Origin of the sequence: Chromobacterium haemolyticum DSM 19808 (genome assembly GCF_000711885.1) — a bacterium.
In the GTDB taxonomy this organism is placed as follows: Bacteria; Pseudomonadota; Gammaproteobacteria; order Burkholderiales; family Chromobacteriaceae; genus Chromobacterium; species Chromobacterium haemolyticum.
Map to the genome: position 1 here is coordinate 305,873 of NZ_JONK01000004.1, position 20,126 is coordinate 325,998.

General features: G+C 60.0%; 25 protein-coding genes. 1 reads left to right on the forward strand and 24 read right to left on the reverse strand.

Going from position 1 to position 20,126, the window contains the following annotated elements:
- The 11 genes from BR71_RS03540 to BR71_RS03580 form a co-directional block, all read right to left on the reverse strand.
- Positions 1-432, reverse strand: coding sequence for a lysozyme (locus BR71_RS03540; RefSeq protein ID WP_043632630.1), 432 nt, complete (start codon positions 430-432; stop codon positions 1-3).
- A complete protein-coding gene (locus BR71_RS03545; RefSeq protein ID WP_043632632.1) occupies positions 429-641 on the reverse strand; it encodes a hypothetical protein in 213 nt (70 codons plus the stop codon). Before BR71_RS03545 ends, BR71_RS03540 begins: the two co-directional genes overlap by 4 nt.
- Positions 625-1,362: a hypothetical protein gene (locus BR71_RS03550; protein ID WP_052370298.1), complete on the reverse strand. Its 738-nt coding sequence runs from the start codon at positions 1,360-1,362 to the stop codon at positions 625-627. The genes BR71_RS03545 and BR71_RS03550 overlap by 17 nt, the downstream gene beginning before the upstream one ends.
- 56 nt (positions 1,363-1,418) lie before the next feature.
- Positions 1,419-1,706 carry a hypothetical protein gene (locus BR71_RS03555; RefSeq protein WP_043632635.1) on the reverse strand — a complete coding sequence of 96 codons (288 nt, stop codon included), beginning with the start codon at positions 1,704-1,706 and terminating at the stop codon, positions 1,419-1,421.
- 64 nt (positions 1,707-1,770) lie between these two features.
- Positions 1,771-2,487: a hypothetical protein gene (locus tag BR71_RS23980; RefSeq protein WP_156038777.1), complete on the reverse strand. Its 717-nt coding sequence runs from the start codon at positions 2,485-2,487 to the stop codon at positions 1,771-1,773.
- A gap of 9 nt (positions 2,488-2,496) precedes the next feature.
- A complete protein-coding gene (locus BR71_RS24590; RefSeq protein ID WP_208854829.1) occupies positions 2,497-4,041 on the reverse strand; it encodes a phage tail protein in 1,545 nt (514 codons plus the stop codon).
- Positions 4,042-4,048: 7 nt separating this feature from the next.
- Positions 4,049-4,648, reverse strand: a complete 600-nt coding sequence (locus BR71_RS03560; protein WP_043632638.1) for a YmfQ family protein — start codon at positions 4,646-4,648, stop codon at positions 4,049-4,051.
- 6 nt (positions 4,649-4,654) lie between these two features.
- Complete coding sequence (locus BR71_RS03565) at positions 4,655-5,791, reverse strand: baseplate J/gp47 family protein (protein WP_043632641.1); 1,137 nt, start codon at positions 5,789-5,791, stop codon at positions 4,655-4,657.
- A complete protein-coding gene (locus BR71_RS03570) occupies positions 5,791-6,225 on the reverse strand; it encodes a phage GP46 family protein (RefSeq protein ID WP_043632643.1) in 435 nt (144 codons plus the stop codon). The genes BR71_RS03565 and BR71_RS03570 overlap by 1 nt, the downstream gene beginning before the upstream one ends.
- Positions 6,226-6,227: 2 nt before the next feature.
- Positions 6,228-6,836 carry a phage baseplate assembly protein V gene (locus BR71_RS03575; RefSeq protein ID WP_043632646.1) on the reverse strand — a complete coding sequence of 203 codons (609 nt, stop codon included), beginning with the start codon at positions 6,834-6,836 and terminating at the stop codon, positions 6,228-6,230.
- Positions 6,833-7,918 carry a phage baseplate assembly protein gene (locus BR71_RS03580; RefSeq protein ID WP_043632649.1) on the reverse strand — a complete coding sequence of 362 codons (1,086 nt, stop codon included), beginning with the start codon at positions 7,916-7,918 and terminating at the stop codon, positions 6,833-6,835. Before BR71_RS03580 ends, BR71_RS03575 begins: the two co-directional genes overlap by 4 nt.
- Before the next feature lie 32 nt (positions 7,919-7,950).
- On the opposite strand from BR71_RS03580, the gene BR71_RS03585 reads away from it, so the two are divergent.
- A complete protein-coding gene (locus BR71_RS03585; protein WP_043632652.1) occupies positions 7,951-8,259 on the forward strand; it encodes a hypothetical protein in 309 nt (102 codons plus the stop codon).
- Here BR71_RS03585 and BR71_RS03590 read toward each other — a convergent pair.
- The 13 genes from BR71_RS03590 to BR71_RS03650 all read right to left on the reverse strand — a co-directional run bounded on the left by BR71_RS03590 (position 8,240) and on the right by BR71_RS03650 (position 20,092).
- Positions 8,240-9,682 carry a DNA circularization protein gene (locus BR71_RS03590; protein ID WP_043632655.1) on the reverse strand — a complete coding sequence of 481 codons (1,443 nt, stop codon included), beginning with the start codon at positions 9,680-9,682 and terminating at the stop codon, positions 8,240-8,242. The genes BR71_RS03585 and BR71_RS03590 overlap by 20 nt on opposite strands.
- On the reverse strand, positions 9,679-11,823 hold the full coding sequence (locus BR71_RS24595) for a hypothetical protein (protein ID WP_043632658.1): 2,145 nt from the start codon (positions 11,821-11,823) through the stop codon (positions 9,679-9,681). Before BR71_RS24595 ends, BR71_RS03590 begins: the two co-directional genes overlap by 4 nt.
- A gap of 144 nt (positions 11,824-11,967) precedes the next feature.
- The gene (locus BR71_RS03600; RefSeq protein ID WP_052370300.1) at positions 11,968-12,243 is read right to left on the reverse strand and encodes a phage tail assembly protein; all 276 of its coding nucleotides are present in this window, start codon (positions 12,241-12,243) and stop codon (positions 11,968-11,970) included.
- Positions 12,243-12,614 (reverse strand): phage tail tube protein, encoded by a 372-nt coding sequence (locus tag BR71_RS03605; RefSeq protein WP_043632661.1) that lies wholly within the window; start codon positions 12,612-12,614, stop codon positions 12,243-12,245. Before BR71_RS03605 ends, BR71_RS03600 begins: the two co-directional genes overlap by 1 nt.
- 54 nt (positions 12,615-12,668) lie before the next feature.
- On the reverse strand, positions 12,669-14,165 hold the full coding sequence (locus tag BR71_RS03610) for a phage tail sheath subtilisin-like domain-containing protein (protein WP_043632665.1): 1,497 nt from the start codon (positions 14,163-14,165) through the stop codon (positions 12,669-12,671).
- Positions 14,162-14,353, reverse strand: coding sequence for a DUF2635 domain-containing protein (locus BR71_RS03615; RefSeq protein WP_043632668.1), 192 nt, complete (start codon positions 14,351-14,353; stop codon positions 14,162-14,164). Before BR71_RS03615 ends, BR71_RS03610 begins: the two co-directional genes overlap by 4 nt.
- A gap of 3 nt (positions 14,354-14,356) precedes the next feature.
- Positions 14,357-14,893 (reverse strand): hypothetical protein, encoded by a 537-nt coding sequence (locus tag BR71_RS22715; protein WP_052370301.1) that lies wholly within the window; start codon positions 14,891-14,893, stop codon positions 14,357-14,359.
- Position 14,894: 1 nt separating this feature from the next.
- Complete coding sequence (locus tag BR71_RS03625; RefSeq protein ID WP_052370302.1) at positions 14,895-15,221, reverse strand: head-tail joining protein; 327 nt, start codon at positions 15,219-15,221, stop codon at positions 14,895-14,897.
- A 2-nt stretch (positions 15,222-15,223) separates the two neighbouring features.
- The gene (locus tag BR71_RS03630) at positions 15,224-16,270 is read right to left on the reverse strand and encodes a major capsid protein (protein ID WP_043632674.1); all 1,047 of its coding nucleotides are present in this window, start codon (positions 16,268-16,270) and stop codon (positions 15,224-15,226) included.
- 66 nt (positions 16,271-16,336) lie between these two features.
- Complete coding sequence (locus tag BR71_RS22720) at positions 16,337-17,008, reverse strand: head decoration protein (RefSeq protein ID WP_081862528.1); 672 nt, start codon at positions 17,006-17,008, stop codon at positions 16,337-16,339.
- Between the two features lie 27 nt (positions 17,009-17,035).
- The gene (locus tag BR71_RS03640; RefSeq protein ID WP_052370304.1) at positions 17,036-17,707 is read right to left on the reverse strand and encodes a hypothetical protein; all 672 of its coding nucleotides are present in this window, start codon (positions 17,705-17,707) and stop codon (positions 17,036-17,038) included.
- Between the two features lie 16 nt (positions 17,708-17,723).
- A complete protein-coding gene (locus BR71_RS03645; RefSeq protein WP_043632677.1) occupies positions 17,724-18,587 on the reverse strand; it encodes a S49 family peptidase in 864 nt (287 codons plus the stop codon).
- A complete protein-coding gene (locus BR71_RS03650; protein WP_208854830.1) occupies positions 18,584-20,092 on the reverse strand; it encodes a phage portal protein in 1,509 nt (502 codons plus the stop codon). Before BR71_RS03650 ends, BR71_RS03645 begins: the two co-directional genes overlap by 4 nt.
- Positions 20,093-20,126 lie beyond the last annotated feature (34 nt).

The window sequence follows — 20,126 nt, forward strand, 5'->3', positions numbered from 1 at the left end:
TCATTTCCCCAGAAACAGTGCTTGCTCAGCGGCGCGGCGCCGGGTGAGGCCTGGCAGTTCCTTGCCGCCTGCCTTGTTCCAGCGCGGGAACTGGGCGGCCGCGCCGGCGTAGTCGCCAGCGTTGAGCAGTCGCAGCAGCGTAGAGCCTTGCAGCGCGCCAAGACCCAGGTTGAAGCTGAAGCAGACCAACGCATCGAACTGGTTCTGGTTCAGTGGCACCTGAACCAGCCGGGTGACGCCGCTTTCAAAGCGGTTCAGGTCGCGCGCCAGCAGCGCGTCGGCCTGGGCCTGGGTGATGACCATGCCCGGCGTTACGTCCGGCCCAGTGTGGCCGTAGCCGATGGTCCAGATGCCCACCGAGTCCTGGTAGGCCTTGAGGCGTAGACCTTCAAAGCCTTGGATCAGCTTGATACCGTTGGCAGATGTTTTCATTGCGGCTTCGCCCCCATCTTCTTGCCCAGGCCCAGGCCTGCGATCAGCGCTCCGGCGCCGATACCGTAGCCCTGCAGATCAAACGGCTTTCCTTTGACAGTGCAGTAGATCTGCAAGCCAAGACCGATGACGGTTGCGATGCCGCCCCAGATGTAGGCCGGTTCCAACTGACCGTTATCGTCTGTGATCGCTTCAAGCAGCTTTGACATGGGTAACCTCATGAGTGGAAATAGTGGAAATAGAGGCGGCTCGGTGCTGGGCCTCAAGAACATCTGGAGAGAAAACGAATCCATCGACGAAGGGGAAGGCCTGCAGGAGGAAGATCGGGCCGGTGACTTCATGCGCGCCATGGTTTTTGCCGCGGTGCAGGTTCTCGTGCAGCCAGATCATTGCCTGCGGGCTGTCGACGAATGTTTCCGGATTGGACGGATCGAATGCCTCAAAGTCAAAGCCGCGCCACTTGAAGAACAGGATGATCCAGTAGATCAAGAAGCCTTCGACCGGCGCCATTTCGCCGGTGGGTAGCCACGTGTAAGGATCGCGCACGGGAAATTCTTTGACGGTACCGAGGGCAATGCCTTTCACCGTGCACCAGTCGACGGCATTCTGAAATGCCCACTCCAAAAACCCGTGATGGGCCTCCAGCTTCACCCTTTGGCCAGTCAGAGCGCATCGCACGCCAGCAGCTTTTCCTTCGCGCTTGGTTTTGATAAATGTGGGCGACTCGGTGCGGCCGTCATGGTCTGGGTAGTAGAAATCCTCATGCACGGCGTCGGTATGTTCATGCTCATTTGCCGGCGCGGCGATGCGATTTGCAAGCTCAACCATGCGCTGGTGCTGTGGTGATACGGCAGGCATAGTCTGCATTGCCTCGCCGACGCAGCGGCTGCATGCTTTTTCGATGTCTAGACCGTGGCGGCATTTTTCCATGCTGTGGCTCCACAAATAAAAAAACCGCCAGAAGGCGGTTTTAAGTGACGAATGATTTAAGCCTTATCGGCTTTTCCGTCTAGCTTCCCGTCAATGCGGTCAAGCTTCAGGAACACAGCATCAATGGCTTTGCTAAGCGCTTCTATAGCTTTGCTTAATTCGTTGCTAGTGACGTAATGCTCGGCAACATATAATTTGTGCGCAGCAAGTTCTTTTTGCAATTCAGCTATTTCAGCACTGTTTTTCCTGCTGTCATCTTTCGAGCTGTTGAATAAGTACCAAACAACTGTTCCAGCGCCGCCGGCCGCAGTACATCCAATTGTTGCGAGAGAAGCCCAGTCCATTTATCCTCCGCGGGCGTAAAAAAAACCCGCGCGCGGCGGGCTGTTTTCTAATTTATGTACCGGATCAGTTCCAATTAACCGCCTGTACGGCTGCCACCGTTTTTGCGGCCTGGACTTGCTGCACCAGCGTACTGTACTGTTGCTGCTGCGCAGTGCGCCATGCATTCAAGTCTGCAAGCACTTGCAGCATCTGCGCCTGTGTGTGCTGCACAAGCGGCGGGTTTTGCATCTGTGCTGGGCTGCAGTAGATGTAATACGCGGACGGCGGGTTACTAGATTGACTTGCTGCAAACTGAATTTGCAGGTTGATCTGATCTGTTTGAAGCGATCCGTAATGGTTGGGTTTCCCCAGCGCGCTAGATATGAATCCGGCAGTGATGGCAGACTGACATGCAAATTGCAGTATCTGGAGCTGAGATTGCACCGCAGCTGTTAGAGCGCCAGGACCTACTGACCACTTGTCTTTTGACCACACTCCAAACGGCGGCGGAGGCAGTGGAGTCGCAGCAAGGCTCTCCAGCGTATCACCAAGCTCGGCACAAACTGGCTGCGCCGTCGCAGTACTCCAGAGCGGGACGCCACGAAAGTCTGGCACAAGTGTCCACGCGCCTGCGGCATATACAGCAGATTGGTTGCCTGAAGCTTCTGGCGGGGCTTCTTCTGTTGAGTTTGCGGGCATCAGCCAGACTACGTTTTTGTCTAATGGCGATTGAAATGCCGTTGTTTCGCCGGCGAAAATGCCCGTCTTCGGGTCATATGAATATACGGTTTTTGCAGGCACACTATCTCCTTAATATTTGATGCATGCGAGTAGCGCCACGTTCACAGGACGGTTTTCACTTGCAGTCGGGACGACACGAGAGACATCAAAACCCATTAACGACGGACCAGAATTAGGACCCGCCCCGTCTGCGATTGGGAGTGAATAATTGTTGCCGTTTATAGTGAACGGCCCGGTGGCCGTCACTTGTTCGCCTAGGAACTGCGAAACACCGCCAGGAGTTGAAATCGAGCCTGTTATGTTCCGAATGGCATCATTTTGCCAGCTTCCTAAAGTTCGACCTGGGTCTACGTTGCGCCCATTATCTACTCCGCGCAAAAACACCCCTCGCAAATCCGGGACGTTAAATGTCGTTGATCCGTCTCCGGCGCCGTGGGTTACTCCAATTGCACTGAAAAGATTTGCGTATGTTGATCGCGAAATTGCGGAGCCGTCCGCAGCAATCCATCCGGTTGGCGGGGTTGATCTAGCAAAATGAACCACACTGCCAGGCGCAATAACTGCACTGGTAGCACTGTTCAATTGGCTAAGGTTCACTGCATGGGAATTTTGAGTTGCATTTGCAACAGAAAATACTTGAGTGGCAGAGCCAGTTAATGCCGCAGCATCAGTGATGCCAAAGCCAGCCAGAGTTGTTGGTTTATTTGTTATGTCACCCCAAGCATTAGCGTCAAGCCGTTTCCACGACGACCATGCTGATTTTGCCCAGCCCCCCCTATACCAAACCTCTCCACTGTTTGCCATGTATAGTTGGCCGATGGCGTTAAATTCAAAAGCATTGGCAACCAGTAATACCCCGTATCGATAAGCGCTCGGCATGTTTGCGCCGCTGCCATTTTGCACATCATAAACTCCTGGGGATGTGAGAGTATTCCAGTCTTGAGTCGTAATCCCCACAGAATTCTTCAAAGGCAGTGCGTCAGTAATTCCGTATCCCGCCAAGGTAGTAGCAATGCCAGCTTTGCTGGATAGGGCGCTGTTAAGCTGCCCTAAATTAACAGCATGGCTATTTTGCGTTGCAGCCGCCACCTGCGAAGCCCCGCCAGTGCACACGAGAAGAACGTATGAGCCGCCAGAACCAACACTGCTATTCCACTGAGCCCAGCAGTCGCCATTAGCGGCAATCTCACCGCCCTGTAGGGCGGAGTGCGCGCCACCGACAAAAGGAACCGATCCGATGCCGTCGTTCAGCGTGCTGGCGCCTGTGTTTGCCGTTTTGGCCTTAAAGCGGATCACCTGGCCTTCGGTTCGAGAGGTAAACGCCGGCGTGAAATTGACAACGTAGGTGTTTGCCGTGCCGGTATCCAGCGCGAACGGCGCGCCTTGGGATTGAATCGCGAGCGCAAGTTGATTCAATTTCCCTTTCGTCAAAGTTTGCCCACTGGCGCTTACCGCATTACACAACTCCATCATGACAGTGTTGAACCACTCTGCAGGGACAATGGTCGGCGCCTGACCTGTTGCCGGATTGCCATCCGTAAAAAAACCCGGCGTTCCCGGGTTTGATATGGTTGGCAGTTGCGTTGCCGCAGTAGAGTTGTCGATCTGGAACATGGTTTCCTCACATGGAATATCTGAACTGCAGGATGGTGTGAGCTGGTGCAATGCGTTGCAGAATGGACTGCAGAATGGCATTACCCCAAACAGAAAGCGGTTCGCCCGATGCGCTGGCGCCGGCAGCGAAGTGGTTTATGGTGTTGCTGGCAGCGGTGATGGACCAGGTATGGTGCCAATCCACTGAGCCAACCGCCTGGCCGCTACTACTTTGCCCACAACGGAATGGCGCGTAATTGGTGACGGTAATGGAAAACCCCAAGCCAGCGGCCACCGACTGGTAGTACGCCGCGGACTGGCCGCCCGTGGCGGTCAGCTTGGCTACAACCTGTTGGCGCCTACCGGCAATCGTGGTTGCAAGCCCCAAGATCGGATCGGGAAGGCCCAGCGCGGCTTCCCATTCGGGAAGAAGTTCTGTTGACGATGCCGGGAACGCGTCCACCAGCAGGTTGTTGATCCGGCTATGGGTGCGGCCGTAAATCTGAGCTAGTGCCAGCGCCACCTTGGACTGCACAGCATTTGGATCGTGTGGCCACACACGGCCGCGCGGCAGCAAACGCTGCAGCGCGCCTTGGTAATCCAGGGCGGTGTAATTGGGGAGCGGCATAGAACCTCACTGCCAGGTGATAGTGCCCAACACAGGCAAATTGCCTACCGGGCTGGTAATGTCGGAGCCGGACGGCGAGACTACGATAAAGTCGCTAACGCCTGAAACCGTGGAGATGGCGGACCAGATCAATTGCAGCTGGATGGTGCCGCCAGGCCTTCCGTACTGAAAGAAAACTCCGGATATGGCCAACGCGACGGCAGCTTGTGACGCCATCGGCACCCCTTTGATTGTGAACGGAACGGACTGAGCAATAGGCGCCACCACGTAAACCAGCGCAGTCACGGGTTGTAATGGCGCAATCGAGTTGGCGACCATGAGCTGATCACCCGTAGCCACCACGCCACGCGGTATCCCGCCCGGCCCCTGGTCAAATTGGGATACCCCATTACTTCCCACCGGGAACCCTCCATTTGCGGATTCCGCGCCATCCAGCATGACGTACACCACCACCGTGCCGGCGCCGAATCCATTCGGCGCGCACCACGCGCGCGTGACGCCCGGCACTGCCAGCGCCCACATCTCATAATCGCTACGCGCGCCGCCCTGCGGAGTGGATTGCCACGCAGAAAGCACGCGGGCGCGATACGCTTCGTCATCTTCTAGATCTGCGCCGCCGGTCAGCGACGTGGCAGCGGAGCCGGCGGCTTGAATACCCGGCACAGACTGAGCAAGCGAGAGGAGTGTGCCAGCAGGGGCATTGCCTACTGCGCCCACTAATCCAGCCGGGTCGGCGACGGCGGAGATCGGAACGGTTACCGTGCCACTCGATCCGACCGCGCCGTCACTGGTGACGGTATATTGCTGGCCATCGCCACGATTGATTAGTGTGCCGGCCGGCAATGTTTTGTTGACTTGCCCCGGGAATGTTGCAGAGCCGCTGGCTACGGTGGCCGGTTTGATGTAAACACCCTTCATCGCCCCCCAGCCCTGCAAGAACTCTCCAGTAGCGGTCCACGGCGTGGATTGCTTGGCTACAAAGTCGATGTAGTCGTAATGGCCATAAGCCATGGCCGCCTGCGCGGCAGCCATTACGCCCAGGTTGCTGAACCGCAGCAGGCCATCGCCTCCGGGCACGGTGGCGGCAATATCCTGCGCCACCTGCTGGCGCAACGCGGTCAGTGTTGGTTTTGCATAGGGCATCAGTTCACTCCGTTCCAGGCCCACTTATATTGCAGGGATGTGCGCGCGCCGGCACTGTTGTAGGCCACAACCTGGGCGCCCAGCGTGGATGCCGCAACCCACTGCACCGTGATATCGAATTTGGCCACAACGCCATCATCGATGAGCCATTGCAGGGCCTCGGCGATATAGTCGCGCGCGCGATTGGCTGTCTCACGGGTTTGTTTGGCACGCTGCAGCAGCCATAGCCGCGAACCGATCGGTTTTGCATCGTCCAAGCACCAGCCTCTCGGGTCGCCACTGCCATCAGGCACGGCGTCATCCGGACCCGCGATGCGATCAGTGAACAGGCTGATCAGGATTGCGGACTGCAGATCATTGCCTGATAGCAGTCCTGGCCCCGCTTGGGCCCAGTCGCCATGCGTGCCGGCCACCCAGATTGTGGAGATATCCATGCCTACTCCTGTTGGTTGGGGTGTTGGGTGGTGACCGTGGATCCACCGCTTTGAACACCCTGTACGGCATGGTCGTGGCCGTTGTAGATGGCGCGCATCTGCGCCATGGAGTGCGCATTGCTGCCTGCATTGTCGGTGATGTCGCCCCCGGCCTTGATCTGTCCGCTGACATCCAGTTCGGGAGTGTTCAGCTGGACCTTGGTTGCAGCATTGACCGTCACTGTCGGCGCGTTATTCACGATCAGCGGCAGGCCGGCGCCGTTGATCACGATGCCGGACCGGGTCAAATAGACCGACTGACCCTGGTTGTCGAAGATCGCCACTTCTCCGGGTTGAAGCCCCTTCATCCGGCTGCCTTGGTGATTGGTGGCCACCACCACGCCGTTGTTGCAGTCCCCCTGCGGGAACAGCACGATGGCGTCCGTGCCCACCGGTGGGTGACTGGTAAACCCGAACTCAGCCGCGCGGCGCAAGTGGTCTCGTGTTTCGTCTGCGCCAAACTGCACCTGCAGGATTTGGATGGGTCCTGCGTCGTTGGCCGGCGCCGATATGCGTCCGCGCCCCAGCAGCATCCAGATGCGGCGTGCCAGGCGCTCAATTTGCTGAATCATGACTTGCCTCCATTGGCCACGCCGGCGACAACATCGCGCTGAGTCGGGAACAGGTTCACCGGCTGTACCGAAAAAGCCTCAGGCGGCATCAGCACCAAATCAGCGTGTGTGCCGGTGGCGTCACGCCGATAAGTCACATCCGATACCAGCCAGTTGACGCGTGGTACATGAACCGTCGGCGCGGTCAATGTCACTATCGTGTTGGGCTGCCACAGATTGCCGGCATCGTCGCGCCAACTATCCACTGTCACCGTTGCTTGCAGGCTCCGGCCGGCGCGGCGCGCCGCTTCCCAGTTGGTTCTAGCCTTGGTGATCTGGTAGTCGGTTGTGTCACCGGTTTCGGCAATGATGCTGCGCACGCGCAAGCGTGGCACTCCGGGATCCGTGACGATGGCAATCACATCCGGGCCCGTGCCGGCATCGCTCATCGTGTCCATCGGTAAGCTGCGGCCAATGTATTGGCTGAACCGCTGCGACATAGACCAGCGCATGGCGATGGACTCGATGTTGACGCCCTCGGCGAGGACGGGATAACGCTGGCCGGCTGCTGGGTGCATGGCTTGCGATAGACGCAGCGAACCGTCAGGGCTTTCGTAAATCAGCATCTGGCTGTTGCGCGCCACCGGCTCCAGGATGTTGTAAGGGGTCTCGCCCCACTGAAGTTGCCACACCGGGACCGCCGCGCCGGCGCCCACGTCGGATGTCACATCGATCCCGTATGGCGTGGCCAGCTTGATGGCCATCGCCAGTGGGGTGATGTTGGTCATCTGGCAGCCCTGGTAGAAATGGCTGCAGTCCACCAGGTCCTGGCATTTGCCGCGTCCGCTCACGGCGATGGAGTGAGTCGACGCATTCAGCGTGGGTGTGAAATCATCCACATACCCTGTCACCACCACATCGGTGCCCAGCAGCACCTGCACCGGATCACCTGGATAGAGCAGCAATTTCCCAAACTCGCCGGGGAAGCGCTCGGTCATGCTGATATTAAAGCCAGAAGGAAACCGCTCAATCCCGCGAACGACGGTGATCGATGTCCATCCCGATATGCGTTGTCCATTGGTAACCAGGGTAAGATCGTCCATACTCTCAACTCGATGTCATGACGGAGGCCGCAATGATTGGATTTTTGTTGGTAATGGTGATGGCTGACGGATGGCAAGGTGGCGTGGTGCCGCAGGGAATCTACAAGACCGAGGCCGAATGTCAGCAGGCTGGCCCGCGCTGGGTGCTCCACAACAACAACATCGGCCACCCCTCAACGTTCTACTGCCAGAAGAAGGTGGTACCCAAAGGGCAAAGATGGAGCGAGGAGGGGATCACGCCGCAGATGCGCGAGAAGTGGTCAAAGCAGCAAGCCGAGAAGTACAAAAACATTACCTACCCCATGCCGGAAAATCCAATTTCTACTGAGCCAGCGCCTTGAACTGCGTCGGCATGAACAGCGGATGGATGGCGCCGGCTTGTTTCGCCAGTTCCGTTGCGCGCGCTGGGTCACGATACAGCCGCTGGGCCAGCACCATCGATGGCATCGGCTGCGGGATCGCCACTTGCGTGATTCGCGCCAACGACCCGCCTCTTGCCGTCAAATCCGCAACCACCGCAGTGCGTAAATTGCGCAACGCCAGATAGCTGGCCATATCCCCCGCATCCGCAGCTGCTACCGCCTCGTTTTCCACCAACAGACCAACCCGTGCCCGCAATGCTGCTGCGTCGTCATAGCTAACCGGCTGATAGTCGGCGACCGATCGGCACACACCAATGACCGACGCGCGGCGCATCATGGTCACGGTCAGTTGCTGGGCCGTGGTCATGGCTTTCCCCATGGGTGAGGTGTCGATGTTTTGCGGCATCGGCATCTGATGCAGGGCGGTCAGCACATTGATTGCGTCCATGGGGCTGATGCAGGACGCACATAGAGCCTGAACCGATTGCGTTACCGCGGTCGGCAACGGCTGGATGGCGGATGCCTGAGCACCCAGTCGGCCAGCGGCTGTTGCCACGGCGCCAGCGGCTACCGCGACGGTTTGACGCTGCACGGCACTGGCGGCGACTGCTCGGCGGGTGGGCGAGGGGGTTGGGCTACTGGGTGCAGCCACTCCGCGCGGATCACCGTAGCGATTGGCAAAGCTGTCCATGCGCTGCAGTTGGCCCGCAATGCCAGCAACCGAGTTGTAAATGCTCTTGGCTGCATTGACCACCTGGTTGATCCGAGTGACCCATTGCGCGGCGACATTGACCACGGCTTGCACCACGGCGACGCCTTGCTTCACCTGACTGATCAGCCCGGCCACAAAATCAGCCTCAACGGACAGGCCGGCCTGGTCCGCCAGGTCGCGCAGCCAACTGGCGGTGTCCTGCTGCTCGCCCGGAAATTCGCGGTCTCCGGACTCGATGAACTGCATCGACAACTCGACATAGCGCCCCTGGTCCCAGCGCTCGGACACGCGCATCGGCCCCAAACTGACGTAAAGCGTTCCCAGTGTCGGATGGACCAGCTCGCCGCGGCCTTCCTGCTCGGCGGCGGCGATCATCTGTTGCATCTGGCTGATGACATCGTCGCCAACCAGGAAGCCGATCATGTTGATGCGCCGGCCGCGCCGGCCCATGTCCTCCACCCACAGCACATCGCGGTTGGGATACTCGTGTTCGGCCAGCCGGCGACCGAACTCCCCATCGGAGGCCAGCACCGCAAACGGAATGCCGCGGTAGCTGGCCGGGCGCAGTTGATCCCAATATGACTGGCCACCCAGCCCCAACGCATTGGTTAGTTGGCCAGCAGCGGAGACAACGCCATCCAGCGCGCCGGCGGCTCGGCTGACTGTGTTCAAGACGTCTTGGAAACTCATGGCGTTATCATCTCCGGCATCGGGTAGCTGTATCGCGGGGTATTGCTCGCCACCGCAGGACCTCCCGTTGCTGTGGCGCGCGCGCCGGAGGGCAGGCCGCTGACCGCCACCTGGACCTTCATGTCGGAAAGTTTGGTGACCGCATCTTGCAAGGACTTCAGCTGCTCAAGCAGCATTTTCTGCGAAGGCTCCACTACCGCGGCATTGCCCGTGACGACCGAGGAGGCGGCCGCGACAGGAGAGGCCAAGGGCTTGACCGCCTTTCCACTTCCGGACCTTCCTGTGTATGTCACCGCCGACGCAGCGGAAGCTTCCAGCATTTTTTGGGAGTATGGATTGTTGCCGTTCTCGTGAACGATCATGGCATCCATCAGCGACCGAATCACCTCGGGACGGCTCATGTCCAGCGCCTGGCTACCGCTAACCCCCATGCGCTTGGCCACTGCCGAAACATAGGCCGCTGTGTTGTTCTCGGAACTCGGCGCCCATTTCTGCACAATGTCGCTCACAGAGTTAAGCCCGGAGTTGGAGTAGCGCTTGAGCTGCTTCGCCATTGCATCCAGCCCGGCTTGCGGTGAATTGAAAACGGCAAACCGGCCGCCAGCGCCGCCTTCTTTGACGGCGCCGGCCTGGCCAACGAACTGCAGGTTGCCTGGGTTATTGTTGCGGATTCCGCGCGGCATGGCTTTTGTGCTCTGCGCCTTCTGGGGCGGTTCCGGCTGCGCCGCCTGCTTCAGCTTCTGGCCGGGCGTGGCGGGTGCCTCCTCATCTTCCTTCCATCCTGCTGGCTTGGCATTCGGGTTCTCCTTGATGTAACGCTTTATATACTCCAGCGCTTTCTCATCTCCGAACTCTAGCTTGGGCTGGTATGCCTTTTTTGCCTTGTCCTTCAGGTCAGCGAATTCCTTGCTTTGCAGGTCAAGACCATGCCAGCTTCTCGACCCAATTCCATAGCGCTTTTGATTGGCCAGCACCATCGCGTTTTCACCGACGTTCAGCTCATCGGACTGCAGCAGCAAGCTCAGGCCAAGGGAGATGCGGCTCGCGAGTTCGCCAAAGAATGGCAGCGTCGCGCGGGTGATCTTGTCCAGGCCGGCTTTGGCTGCGGACTGACTGGCCGCGGTAGTAGCTTCGCCGGCGACGGCCTTGCCGAGGTTGGTGGCCACAGACGAGATCAGGCGTTCACCTAGGCTGGACATCACCTTCTTGACCGCCCATGCGCCGCCGAGTCCCACGCCGGCCACGCCGGTCAGCGTCATGCCGGGATGCTCCGATAGCATCTTGGCTGCGCCCTCCATAATCTTGCCGTAGATCGGGCCCACATAATCGCCCAGCCAGTTGCTGGCGCGCTGATGCCCAAGGCCGGCTTCACGTTCGCTGCGCTTGGCTGCGTCGGCCTCTTTCAACTTCTCCGGCGATTGGACGGCGCCCATCTGCTCGGTTTTACGCATGTCGTCTTCCAACTTCTTGCGCCCATCCATCAGCATCGGCATCAGGCCTTGAACCCCAAATTGGTCAGCGATCATCGCCTTAGTTTGCGGGTTCATCTTGGGGTTCGACATCACCTGGGCCAAGTCCTTCAGCGCGGCAGAGGTGTCGATCGCGCCATCCTTGGTGCGGCGGATGGTGATTCCCAGGCGGTTGAGCATGGCCAGCGCGGTCATATTCCGGCCATTGGCCGCATCGTTGAGCGTGGTGCCCAGTGCGCCGATGCCGCCGTCCAACTGCTCGGCCTCAATGCCGGCCAGCTTGGCGGCGCCACGCAGCTTTTGCAGCTCGTCGGTGCCAACCCCGGTCATTTGCGCGGTGCGCAGCACGGAGTTGCCATAGCTGGCCCAGCTGCTGGCGGAGGCGGTGATGCCGGCAACAATGGCGCCGCCGGCGATGGCTGATACCGGCGCCGATAGGTTGCTGGCGGTATTACCCAGCGCGCTGCCAACGGACTGGATTTTCTTGGCCAGGCCCTCAAAGCGCTGGGTGACCCGCTGCTCAAGCTGGGATTTGGACAGGTCGTCGACCTTCTTGCCAAGCGCCATTTTGGCGGCGAACTTCCCAAGCCGGCCTTCCAACTTCTGGATTATCGGGCCGGCCTGGTCGTCCGCGGTGATGCGGATCCGGAATTGATTGTCAGCTGCCGCCATCACACATCCTCAGCATTTGCGATCGCCACCAAGAAAGGCGCGACCAGGTCAGGCCCCAGGCATCATGAGGCCCCCAGCGGTAAAACCGGGTGACCTCGGCCACGATGTCCATCCAATTGGATGGCAAGGAGCCCTCCGGGGCGATCAGACAAAATTTGCCAGATACTCCTCCGCGGCCTTGTAGTCGCGCGCACCGATGCGGCCGATGGCAGCTACCGGGTGGCCGCTGACCAGCGAGATCAGAAACTTGCTGCCCGCGATATGGCCGTTCTTCTGGTACTCCTTGGAGAACTTTTCCAACTCGTCCAGTGTCGGCTCGCGCAGCTCAAGCACATGGATCTGTTCGCTGCCGAAATCAATCGGCTTGCGCAGCGTCAGCGTCAGCTCATCCGGCACTTCGGGTTTGTTTTCGTCCACCATCAGGCCTCCTCGACACTGGCGCTTTCCCATTTGACGTCGATGGTGCCTTCCACCGAATCGACTTCTGGGGATTCCACCGTCCACATGTTGCGGCCCACGATGTTTTTACCGTTGGCCAGCTGCAGGGTGACAGTGACGTTGGTCATCTGGTTGAGCTGAGCGACGGTCAGGCCGCCGCTATCGCGCAGCTTGGCCTTGATGTAGCCGGCCACCGGCTCTTCCTTGTAGCCATGCACGCCGTCCTTGCCGGTCAGCGTTTCACGTTTGACTTTGGCCGGGCTGTAGCCGAAGTCGCCGGCCACCAGATACGAGGTGCCATTGACGCTCAGCTGGCAGGTGCCGGCGAGCAGGTAAGTGTTGTCTACTGCCATGTTTGCTCCCAGAAATGCGAAACGCTGCCCAAAGGCAGCGCTCCATTGCGTGGCTTATAGCAGCCGGAATTGGTTGAGCAGCGCAAAGATGCGCAACTGGTTGATCAGCGTCGGCGGGAACAGCACATTGACGCGGCTCGGGTTGCTGGGGTCCAGCTGCACAACCAAGCCGGACTTGAAGGCATCACCGTTCTGTACCAGCCCTTGCGATTCCAACTGCCGGTACGCGGCCACCAGTTCGCCCTTGATGATGGAGGGCGTCACGATGTTGGAGCCTGGTGCGAACCGCGTCCCGTCGGCGGCCAGCTTCACCCGCGCATACTTGCTGGTGACCATGGTGCGCAGGAAGCGCATCACGTAGGCCAGGGTATGCAGCGTTTCCACTTCAAGGTAGCTGTTGTCGGGGTTACCGAACGCGTTTTTCTGGTAGGTGGTGATCAGGTTCTCGATGGCAACGGTGCCATCCTGAGCCACCGTGAATGTGCTGATGCCGTCGTACAGCAGAGTATTGCGGTCGGTCAGTTGGAAACGGCTTTGAACCGGCGGCGCCAGAACGCCGGCCAGCGGCACCGTCTGCAAGGGTTGGGCCGGGTCGGCGCGCGTGCTCACTGCCACGGCGCCGCCCAGCGCGGCCGCCCAGAGCCAGTTCGGCGTTGGGCTGTCGTTGAAGCCCATCACGGTTTCATGCTGATTGTTGCGGGTGACGCCGAAGGTGGTCAGCGCGCCCAGCGTGCCGCGCAACGCGGTGAACACGTGACCGTACAACTGTTTGGCGTAGCTCCAGCGGCCGGTTTGATCGTTCATGAACTGCTGCAGAGCCGACAGACTGGTGGTGTCGTTATACGGGCAGACGATGAAGTCAAAAGGCTGGTCGCCCAGGTTGGCCAAGGCCGCCGACAGACTGGGCGCGGTGGCGCCGCCGGTCAGCGCCGTGATCTGCACGCCTAGGCCTACCGGCATGGTTTCGCCGCCGATCGGCCCGAGGTAGTTCAGCCGCAGGTCGATGTCATTGCCACACGGTCCCTTGTTGACCGCCGTAATCGTCACCACCGCGCTGTTTGCCGTATTGGTGGCTTGCACCGGACAACCCGCGTCCGCGGACAGAGTGGCGGCGATGAATGTCGCGATTTGCGCCGGCGTTTGGGTGGGTAGCACCGGTATGGCATAGCGGATGCCGGCCACGTATAGATAGAGCGTACCGCCGGCGGTGGGCGCGCTGGCGATGGTGATGCTGCCGCTGGCGGCGGTGGCATTGCTGTCATCTGCCAGCGGCAGATACCAGACCTCGCCGAACTGGTCGTTCTTGCGATACCATGCGGTCATCAGCGCCAGCATGGAGTTGGGGCCGCCCACGGTTTGGGCATCGGTCACGCCCTGGCTGATCACCGGGATGTTCGGCACCGTTCCTGCCGTAATGGCGGCCGCAGTCACTTGGCCGATGATCAGTGCGCGCTGGTTGGCCTGCGCCGTGTTGGCGCGGCTATTGTCCAGTTCGGCATAGAACAGCGGTACCCGAATTTGCTGCGGGATGTTCTTAAACGGGATGGTCATTTGTCACCGCCTTTCTTGACGGATGGGGCTGCCTGGGCCGGAGCCTCCGGCGCCGCTTGCACGACATCGCCATCACGCAGACGGCGCTGCCAGTAGTCGGTGTCGGGCACCTCTCGGCCGCCGGCCGGCAACAGGTCAAGCAGGTCGGGGTCGCGGATGGCGAAACCGTCCTTGGGTTTGACGTACATGGATCACTCCTGAGGAATGTGAAAATCGAATTCGACCGGCGGAGTCACTCCATTTCCGGTGGTGGCGATGGCCGTGCCATTGATATCGGTGAGCGGCTGAGTGACGGGCAAGGCAAAAAGCTCGGGATACTCGAAGTCGAAACGCATCCAGGCTTCGCCCAGATGATCTCGCTGCTGGGCGCTGACCTCGATCTCGGTTTCCACCGCCAGCACTTGCTGAACCATGCGCAATACGGCGGAGTCAGTCAGTACTGCGTTTTCAATCTGATCACACAGCGTGTCCAGCAAACTCTCCACCTGACCAGCATTGCCTGCCGCCACCCTGGCGTTGACCGCCACCGTTGCGGTGGTCAGGAACTGCGGCGCGCCAACAGGGCCACGGCCCTGTTTTCGCTCCAGAGGGGTCTGCACCAGGATCAGAGGCATGCCTGGCGGGGTAACCGGCAGGTCGCGCGGGGCATAAACCTTCTGCCCCGCCAGGGTGTTCGCCGCCTGCAAAGCCGCTACCACCGCATTGCGCAATTGAGTGCGGTAAAGCATGTCAGCCTCCGGACACAAAGTTCAGCATCAGCTTGATGGCGCCGTGCCCATCGGGATGAACATCAGCCACCGAGTAGGTGACATTGGTCCGCAGAATGGTGATCTGGTCGCCCTGTTGCGGCGGAAACGGCAGCTCGGCCGCGCGGATGCCAAGAACCGGCTGGGCGGTGGAGGTGTAGATCGAGCTGCCCAAGCCGTCGACCGCGCGGTAGGCCTCATCGAACACCCCAGTGATGCCGAGAGACTGTCCGGTGACGGTGGTGTACGTCACCGGCTCGCCAAAAACACCTTGCAGAGGGGAGAGGACCATGGCGTCCCAGTCGATCACGATCAGCCCTCGGCGCGGCCGGACATCAGCACCTCAGGGCGGGTGCAGATGAACAGAGGGTAGGAGTAGGTCTCCATTTTCCACCACATGCGGCGTTGCTGGTCGAAGATCGGCAGCACGTACACCGGTTTGCCCGGAGTGTTCACCCAGTCCACCGTTTCGCCGGGCGCATTGGCTTCGCGGAAGATGCCGGGAGCACCTACCGGGAAGAATTTGACCTTGTCGTCGGGGATTTTGATCGTGGCGTTGTCGTCCGATCCGCGGTAGTTCCACCAGCGGATGCCGCCAAATTCGAACGAATCGAATGCACCGCCTTGGCCGTTGTTTCGCAACTCAGCAGCGTCGCTCCAGTTCAAGAAGGTGCGGATTACGTCCGGGTGGTTGGAGAACAGGTCATAAAAACCATCGCCGCAGAGGGCGTGAACACGGGTGCTGGAGGTGAACGAGCCTTGGGCCGCGCGCGCCATGGCACGGGTAATGCCGTTGCAGATCGGGCGGAGGGTATTGGCAGTGGCGGCTGCGAGATTGAACGCCACCTCCGGCGCCTGATTGATGCCGAACTCGTCGAACCAGTTGTACAGAACGCTGCCATCGCCAGGGTTCAGGCACAGGCCTTGTACAGCGGCCAGTCGCAGATATTCCTTGGTGTATTCCACCGATGCCAGCAGGCCGGTGGGGCCGGAGAGCCGACGGGCTACCTCGGTCTCCACTTGCATCAGCACCGATTCCTGGCCGAATTCACGGATGCCTTGCAGCTCCTCGGCATAGATGGTGTCATCGTGCATCAGGCGCGGCACATCGAAGTAGCGCATTTTGCGCTTCTCGGTGGTGCGCTGGGTGCCTTCGGCACCGCGCTCGCTAAACGGGATCAGCACCAGCTTGCCTTGGCGCTCTTCAACGGCCAGCGCTTTGGTGCGGATCGGATTGGGATCGAAAATGTCGAGTTCGCCCAGGCCGCTCGGTTGGTAGGGGTTGCGTTGGACAGCATCAGTCAGCGTGATGGCCGAGAACGCATCCTGGTGAAAGATGTCGAGGATATTGCCGGACATGGATCAGCCTTTCGGGAATTAAAAAAACCGCCCACTGGGCGGCTTTCCAAATAAGTGGTTTCGGTATCAGCGCACGAGAATGTGAGCTTGAGCCAGTTGAGAAACCGCGGCGGCCTGCTGGATCGGCGTGATACCCGCCGGCCAAATCAGCTCGGAACCGTTCACTTCCGCCAGACGAACAACGCCCAGGGCAGGTTTGGGCCCGGCGGTCACATCCTTGGAGGCAAACAGTACGCCTGCTGCCACTTGGGAGCCATCCGACGCTGTCGGGTTCAACGGGCGCCACTGGCCGGCGGTTCCTGGCGACGTGACGGTGATGCTGAACGAATCCCCTGCGGCAAACGCTTTGCTGCCCGCGGTCACGGTAAACACCATCCCATCTGCGTCGAAAGCGGTTCCGACCGGCTGGTCAACATTGTTGAAATTATTCGGGCCGGTGACGCTGAACACCGTCGGCGCCGTCAGGGTGACGGTGAATACGCCAGCCGGGGTGAAGCCGGTCTGAGGTTGAGTGCCGATGGTGAGCGTGCCATTGCCGACGTTGGCAGCACCAGCTGCAGCAGTTGCGGCCGGGGACGAATTGCTGGTTGATATCTGGCCCAGTACCGTGCCGGCCAAAACCATCTGGCCTCCGGTCAGCAGAATCTGGTCGCGCGATTGATGACCGGGCGCTTCCGAAACCATGAATCCGCCGTTATGCCACCACTCTTGCAGTGGGGCGACAGTAGGGTTTCCCATGTGTCTATGTCCTTTCGAATGGTGGAGTTATCGACGGGCCTTGGCAAAGGCGCGATCCCATGCGTTGTCTTGCACGGCCTTGCGACTGGGCGGGGCGCCATCGGAAGCGCCAAGCTGCGGGTTGCGCGCGGCGCGTCCTGCATTGCCGGCTGGAATGCCCGCCGGCGTATCGCGCAGCACTGCCAGTGCTTCGCGGCGGGTCATCGAGCTGTTGAACGCTAGGTTGGCGGCCAGAACCGGGTTGCGAGCAGCATTCTTGCTGCCGAAGATGGCGGCGCAGCGGGCGCGCTCGCGGCGACGCGCTCGGGCGACAGCGCTCTTGCCGCGCATCTCGTCCTCGTCATCCTCTGCATCCGGGTCGCTGTCGCGATCTTCATCCTCGTCAGCGTCCGGCTCTTCTGCGCGCTTGGCTTTCTTGCCGCGCTTACCTTTACCACTGTCGCGGTCGTCGTCGTCCAGGTCATCGTCCTCCGCGCGGCGACTGCGCTTGCGGTCGTCGTCGTCATCGTCCTGACCTTCTTCAACGCGCCGGCTGTTCTTGCGCTCATCGTCGTCCAGATCGTCGTCTTCGGCGCGGCGGCTGCGGTTGCGCTCATCATCGTCGCGGTCCTCCTCCTCTGCGCGACGTCCACGAGTGCCGGACACACCGGCGAGATGGGCAAAGGAAAGGCTGCCCGACAGGCGGGAAAGAAAAGACATAAATACCTCCAGATGTTTAGCCCAGCTTGGCCAGCAAGGCGCGGAATGCGGCGTCCGGCGCCATGACGGCGTCAGCAAAGCCGACTTTGACGCCAGCAGAACCCATAAAGGTGCCGGCCTGGGTGCTTCGAACAGCGCGGGCGGAAAGTCCCCGATTACGGGCGACGGTATCGACAAACAACTCACCCATCTCATCCACATCCGACTGGATGTCGGCCAGGGCCTCGGAGGAGAGCGGCCTTACATCGCTGCCGTTTGCCTTCTTGTTGCCGTAGTGAATGATGGTGACGTTGACACCGGCGGATCCGAGCGCCTTCGACATATCGACGTGCATGCAAATCACGCCAACGCTTCCAGTACCACCCGTGCGCGGAACGATGATTCGGTCGGTAGCACTGGCCAGCGCGTAAGCAGCGCTATAGGCGTTTTCAGTCAGAATCGACCAGATGGGCTTCTCGCCACGTGCGGCGTAGATGGCATCGGCAAGGTCAAAGCAACCCGCCACTTCGCCGCCAGGCGAGTCGATATCAAACACGATGCCATGCACCGAGTCATCCTCCAGCGCCAGGCTGAGGTTGGCTCGAATGCCGTCGTAGCCCGTCATGCCGGAATACGGAGACATGGTGCCCAATTTCTGCACCAGCGTGCCGCTGACCGGGATGACCGCGACGCCGGCAACCACTTGGTATGGTTTGTTCTCGGCCGGTGCGCCTGCGTCTCCATCCCAACTGTCCAACGCAACCACGCGACCATCTGCATGAAAAAGGCGAGCCAGGCCAAATCGGTCGGCCAACGCTGCCATGACTACCTCGGCTTTTTGCGGGGTAATGGCCAGCGGCACGTTGAATAGCCGCTGGGCCAGGTGAGGGTAGTTGATCATTGCGGGGTCGCTCTTTCTTCTGGGGTTGAGGCCTCGGTGGCGTCCGCGCCATACCACTTCGGCGCCGGGAGACCTGCGTCCTTGAACTTCTTGGCCTCTAGGGCGCGCTGGTCGATGACTTCCTCATAGTCGAGTCCTTGTTCAGAGCATTCCTTCTTCAAGGAAGAGAGAGCTGCATCCATTTTCAGGACAGAGCCCTGCGGCTCCTTGACCGGATCCACCCAACCGCGGCCCACGCTGAGCCAGTCACACCGCGCATACTGTGTCCGGAACTCCAGAAAATCAGGCGCGTTGCGCGGCAGGGGGAGGTCGCCGTTGTCCATCGCCTCGTGTAGCCAGGTGGCGTACATGGGCGACGCGGTGCCGATCTTGAACTCGGCACGCCGGCGCTCCAGTGTTTTCCAGCTTTCCAGTAGTGCCGCGCGTGCGGATGAGTAGTTGGTGCGTGACCAGTCCTGCGTGATCTGTTCCGCTGAAACACCGGAGGCGGCGGCAAACGTCAGCTGCATGGCTCGGACAAACTCACCGAACCCACTGTGAGGGTGTGCGGACGCTACAGTTTCAATGGATTCACCCGGTGCCAACGTGGGGATGCGCGCGCCATTGAGCATGACCGGCCGCGCCTCATGGAAGTCAGCGCGTAGGTCCTGATACGCCGAAAGCTCATCAGTGCCGTTGATCGCCTCCTCGACTTGTGCGGCATCGAATGGGCTTGTGATGTAAGTACCGAACGATGACGCGATAGTGGCCGCTTGCAATTCAACGCCGTAGTAGCGCGCCAGCATCTTGAAACGGCTAAGCACCGACGTAAAAATGCCAATGCCACGGTTCTGACCGGCTCGATCCCGTTCGAAATCGTGAATCACGCGCATCCAACCATCTTGGTCTTCGCGCTCGATACGCTCCCACTCGTTGGACTCGATTGCGTTGTACCAGTCGTTCTGGTGTGCTTTCCGGAGGTGATAGGCGATAGGCACGCCATCGTCGTCTATCTCAACTCCGTTTCGCAGGTATTTGGTATCCACCATCTGGTAAGGATTGGACAGGCGGTCCGGGTCCACTACCAGATAACAAGTGGCGTAGCGCGCACCGCCTGGGTACACACGATCCGGCTTCCAGTAGTTGACGATCAGGCTATCTCCATCCACCAGTTTGTGGCGCAATCCCAGCCGTAATTGTTGTGACACAGTCAATTGGCGTGATAGGTCGTTGTAGCGACCAATATCATCGGCAAATCCACGCCACAGCGCTTCAGTGGACCGCTGAAACTCATTGGCCCATTCCGCATCGAATGCCTTGATCCCGGTCAGCGTAGCCAGGGCACGGTAATCCGGCATGGCCGACAGGCGCATTGAGACACCGACGGTGTTGTCCAGGATGCGGGTGACCGCACCCTGGGCCAGTCCGTCGTTGCGCACCAGGTCACGGCTGCGCGCAACCATCCGATCGCGGAATTGGTTGATTTCCGCATCCGGCGAGCGAATCCACGGAAGCCAATCGCCCATCTCTTGCGTCGTCCAACTTGACGCGTCGTATGGG

What these genes read in the sequence shown, in the direction of transcription:
- BR71_RS03540 (WP_043632630.1), bottom strand. Translation starts at nt 432, where the DNA reads ATGAAAACATCTGCCAACGGTATCAAGCTGATCCAAGGCTTTGAAGGT.
- BR71_RS03545 (WP_043632632.1), bottom strand. Translation starts at nt 641, where the DNA reads ATGTCAAAGCTGCTTGAAGCGATCACAGACGATAACGGTCAGTTGGAA.
- BR71_RS03550 (WP_052370298.1), bottom strand. Translation starts at nt 1,362, where the DNA reads ATGGAAAAATGCCGCCACGGTCTAGACATCGAAAAAGCATGCAGCCGC.
- BR71_RS03555 (WP_043632635.1), bottom strand. Translation starts at nt 1,706, where the DNA reads ATGGACTGGGCTTCTCTCGCAACAATTGGATGTACTGCGGCCGGCGGC.
- BR71_RS24590 (WP_208854829.1), bottom strand. Translation starts at nt 4,041, where the DNA reads ATGTTCCAGATCGACAACTCTACTGCGGCAACGCAACTGCCAACCATA.
- BR71_RS03560 (WP_043632638.1), bottom strand. Translation starts at nt 4,648, where the DNA reads ATGCCGCTCCCCAATTACACCGCCCTGGATTACCAAGGCGCGCTGCAG.
- BR71_RS03565 (WP_043632641.1), bottom strand. Translation starts at nt 5,791, where the DNA reads ATGCCCTATGCAAAACCAACACTGACCGCGTTGCGCCAGCAGGTGGCG.
- BR71_RS03570 (WP_043632643.1), bottom strand. Translation starts at nt 6,225, where the DNA reads ATGGATATCTCCACAATCTGGGTGGCCGGCACGCATGGCGACTGGGCC.
- BR71_RS03575 (WP_043632646.1), bottom strand. Translation starts at nt 6,836, where the DNA reads ATGATTCAGCAAATTGAGCGCCTGGCACGCCGCATCTGGATGCTGCTG.
- BR71_RS03580 (WP_043632649.1), bottom strand. Translation starts at nt 7,918, where the DNA reads ATGGACGATCTTACCCTGGTTACCAATGGACAACGCATATCGGGATGG.
- BR71_RS03585 (WP_043632652.1), top strand. Translation starts at nt 7,951, where the DNA reads ATGATTGGATTTTTGTTGGTAATGGTGATGGCTGACGGATGGCAAGGT.
- BR71_RS03590 (WP_043632655.1), bottom strand. Translation starts at nt 9,682, where the DNA reads ATGAGTTTCCAAGACGTCTTGAACACAGTCAGCCGAGCCGCCGGCGCG.
- BR71_RS24595 (WP_043632658.1), bottom strand. Translation starts at nt 11,823, where the DNA reads ATGGCGGCAGCTGACAATCAATTCCGGATCCGCATCACCGCGGACGAC.
- BR71_RS03600 (WP_052370300.1), bottom strand. Translation starts at nt 12,243, where the DNA reads ATGGTGGACGAAAACAAACCCGAAGTGCCGGATGAGCTGACGCTGACG.
- BR71_RS03605 (WP_043632661.1), bottom strand. Translation starts at nt 12,614, where the DNA reads ATGGCAGTAGACAACACTTACCTGCTCGCCGGCACCTGCCAGCTGAGC.
- BR71_RS03610 (WP_043632665.1), bottom strand. Translation starts at nt 14,165, where the DNA reads ATGACCATCCCGTTTAAGAACATCCCGCAGCAAATTCGGGTACCGCTG.
- BR71_RS03615 (WP_043632668.1), bottom strand. Translation starts at nt 14,353, where the DNA reads ATGTACGTCAAACCCAAGGACGGTTTCGCCATCCGCGACCCCGACCTG.
- BR71_RS22715 (WP_052370301.1), bottom strand. Translation starts at nt 14,893, where the DNA reads ATGCTTTACCGCACTCAATTGCGCAATGCGGTGGTAGCGGCTTTGCAG.
- BR71_RS03630 (WP_043632674.1), bottom strand. Translation starts at nt 16,270, where the DNA reads ATGTCCGGCAATATCCTCGACATCTTTCACCAGGATGCGTTCTCGGCC.
- BR71_RS22720 (WP_081862528.1), bottom strand. Translation starts at nt 17,008, where the DNA reads ATGGGAAACCCTACTGTCGCCCCACTGCAAGAGTGGTGGCATAACGGC.
- BR71_RS03640 (WP_052370304.1), bottom strand. Translation starts at nt 17,707, where the DNA reads ATGTCTTTTCTTTCCCGCCTGTCGGGCAGCCTTTCCTTTGCCCATCTC.
- BR71_RS03645 (WP_043632677.1), bottom strand. Translation starts at nt 18,587, where the DNA reads ATGATCAACTACCCTCACCTGGCCCAGCGGCTATTCAACGTGCCGCTG.
- BR71_RS03650 (WP_208854830.1), bottom strand. Translation starts at nt 20,092, where the DNA reads ATGGGCGATTGGCTTCCGTGGATTCGCTCGCCGGATGCGGAAATCAAC.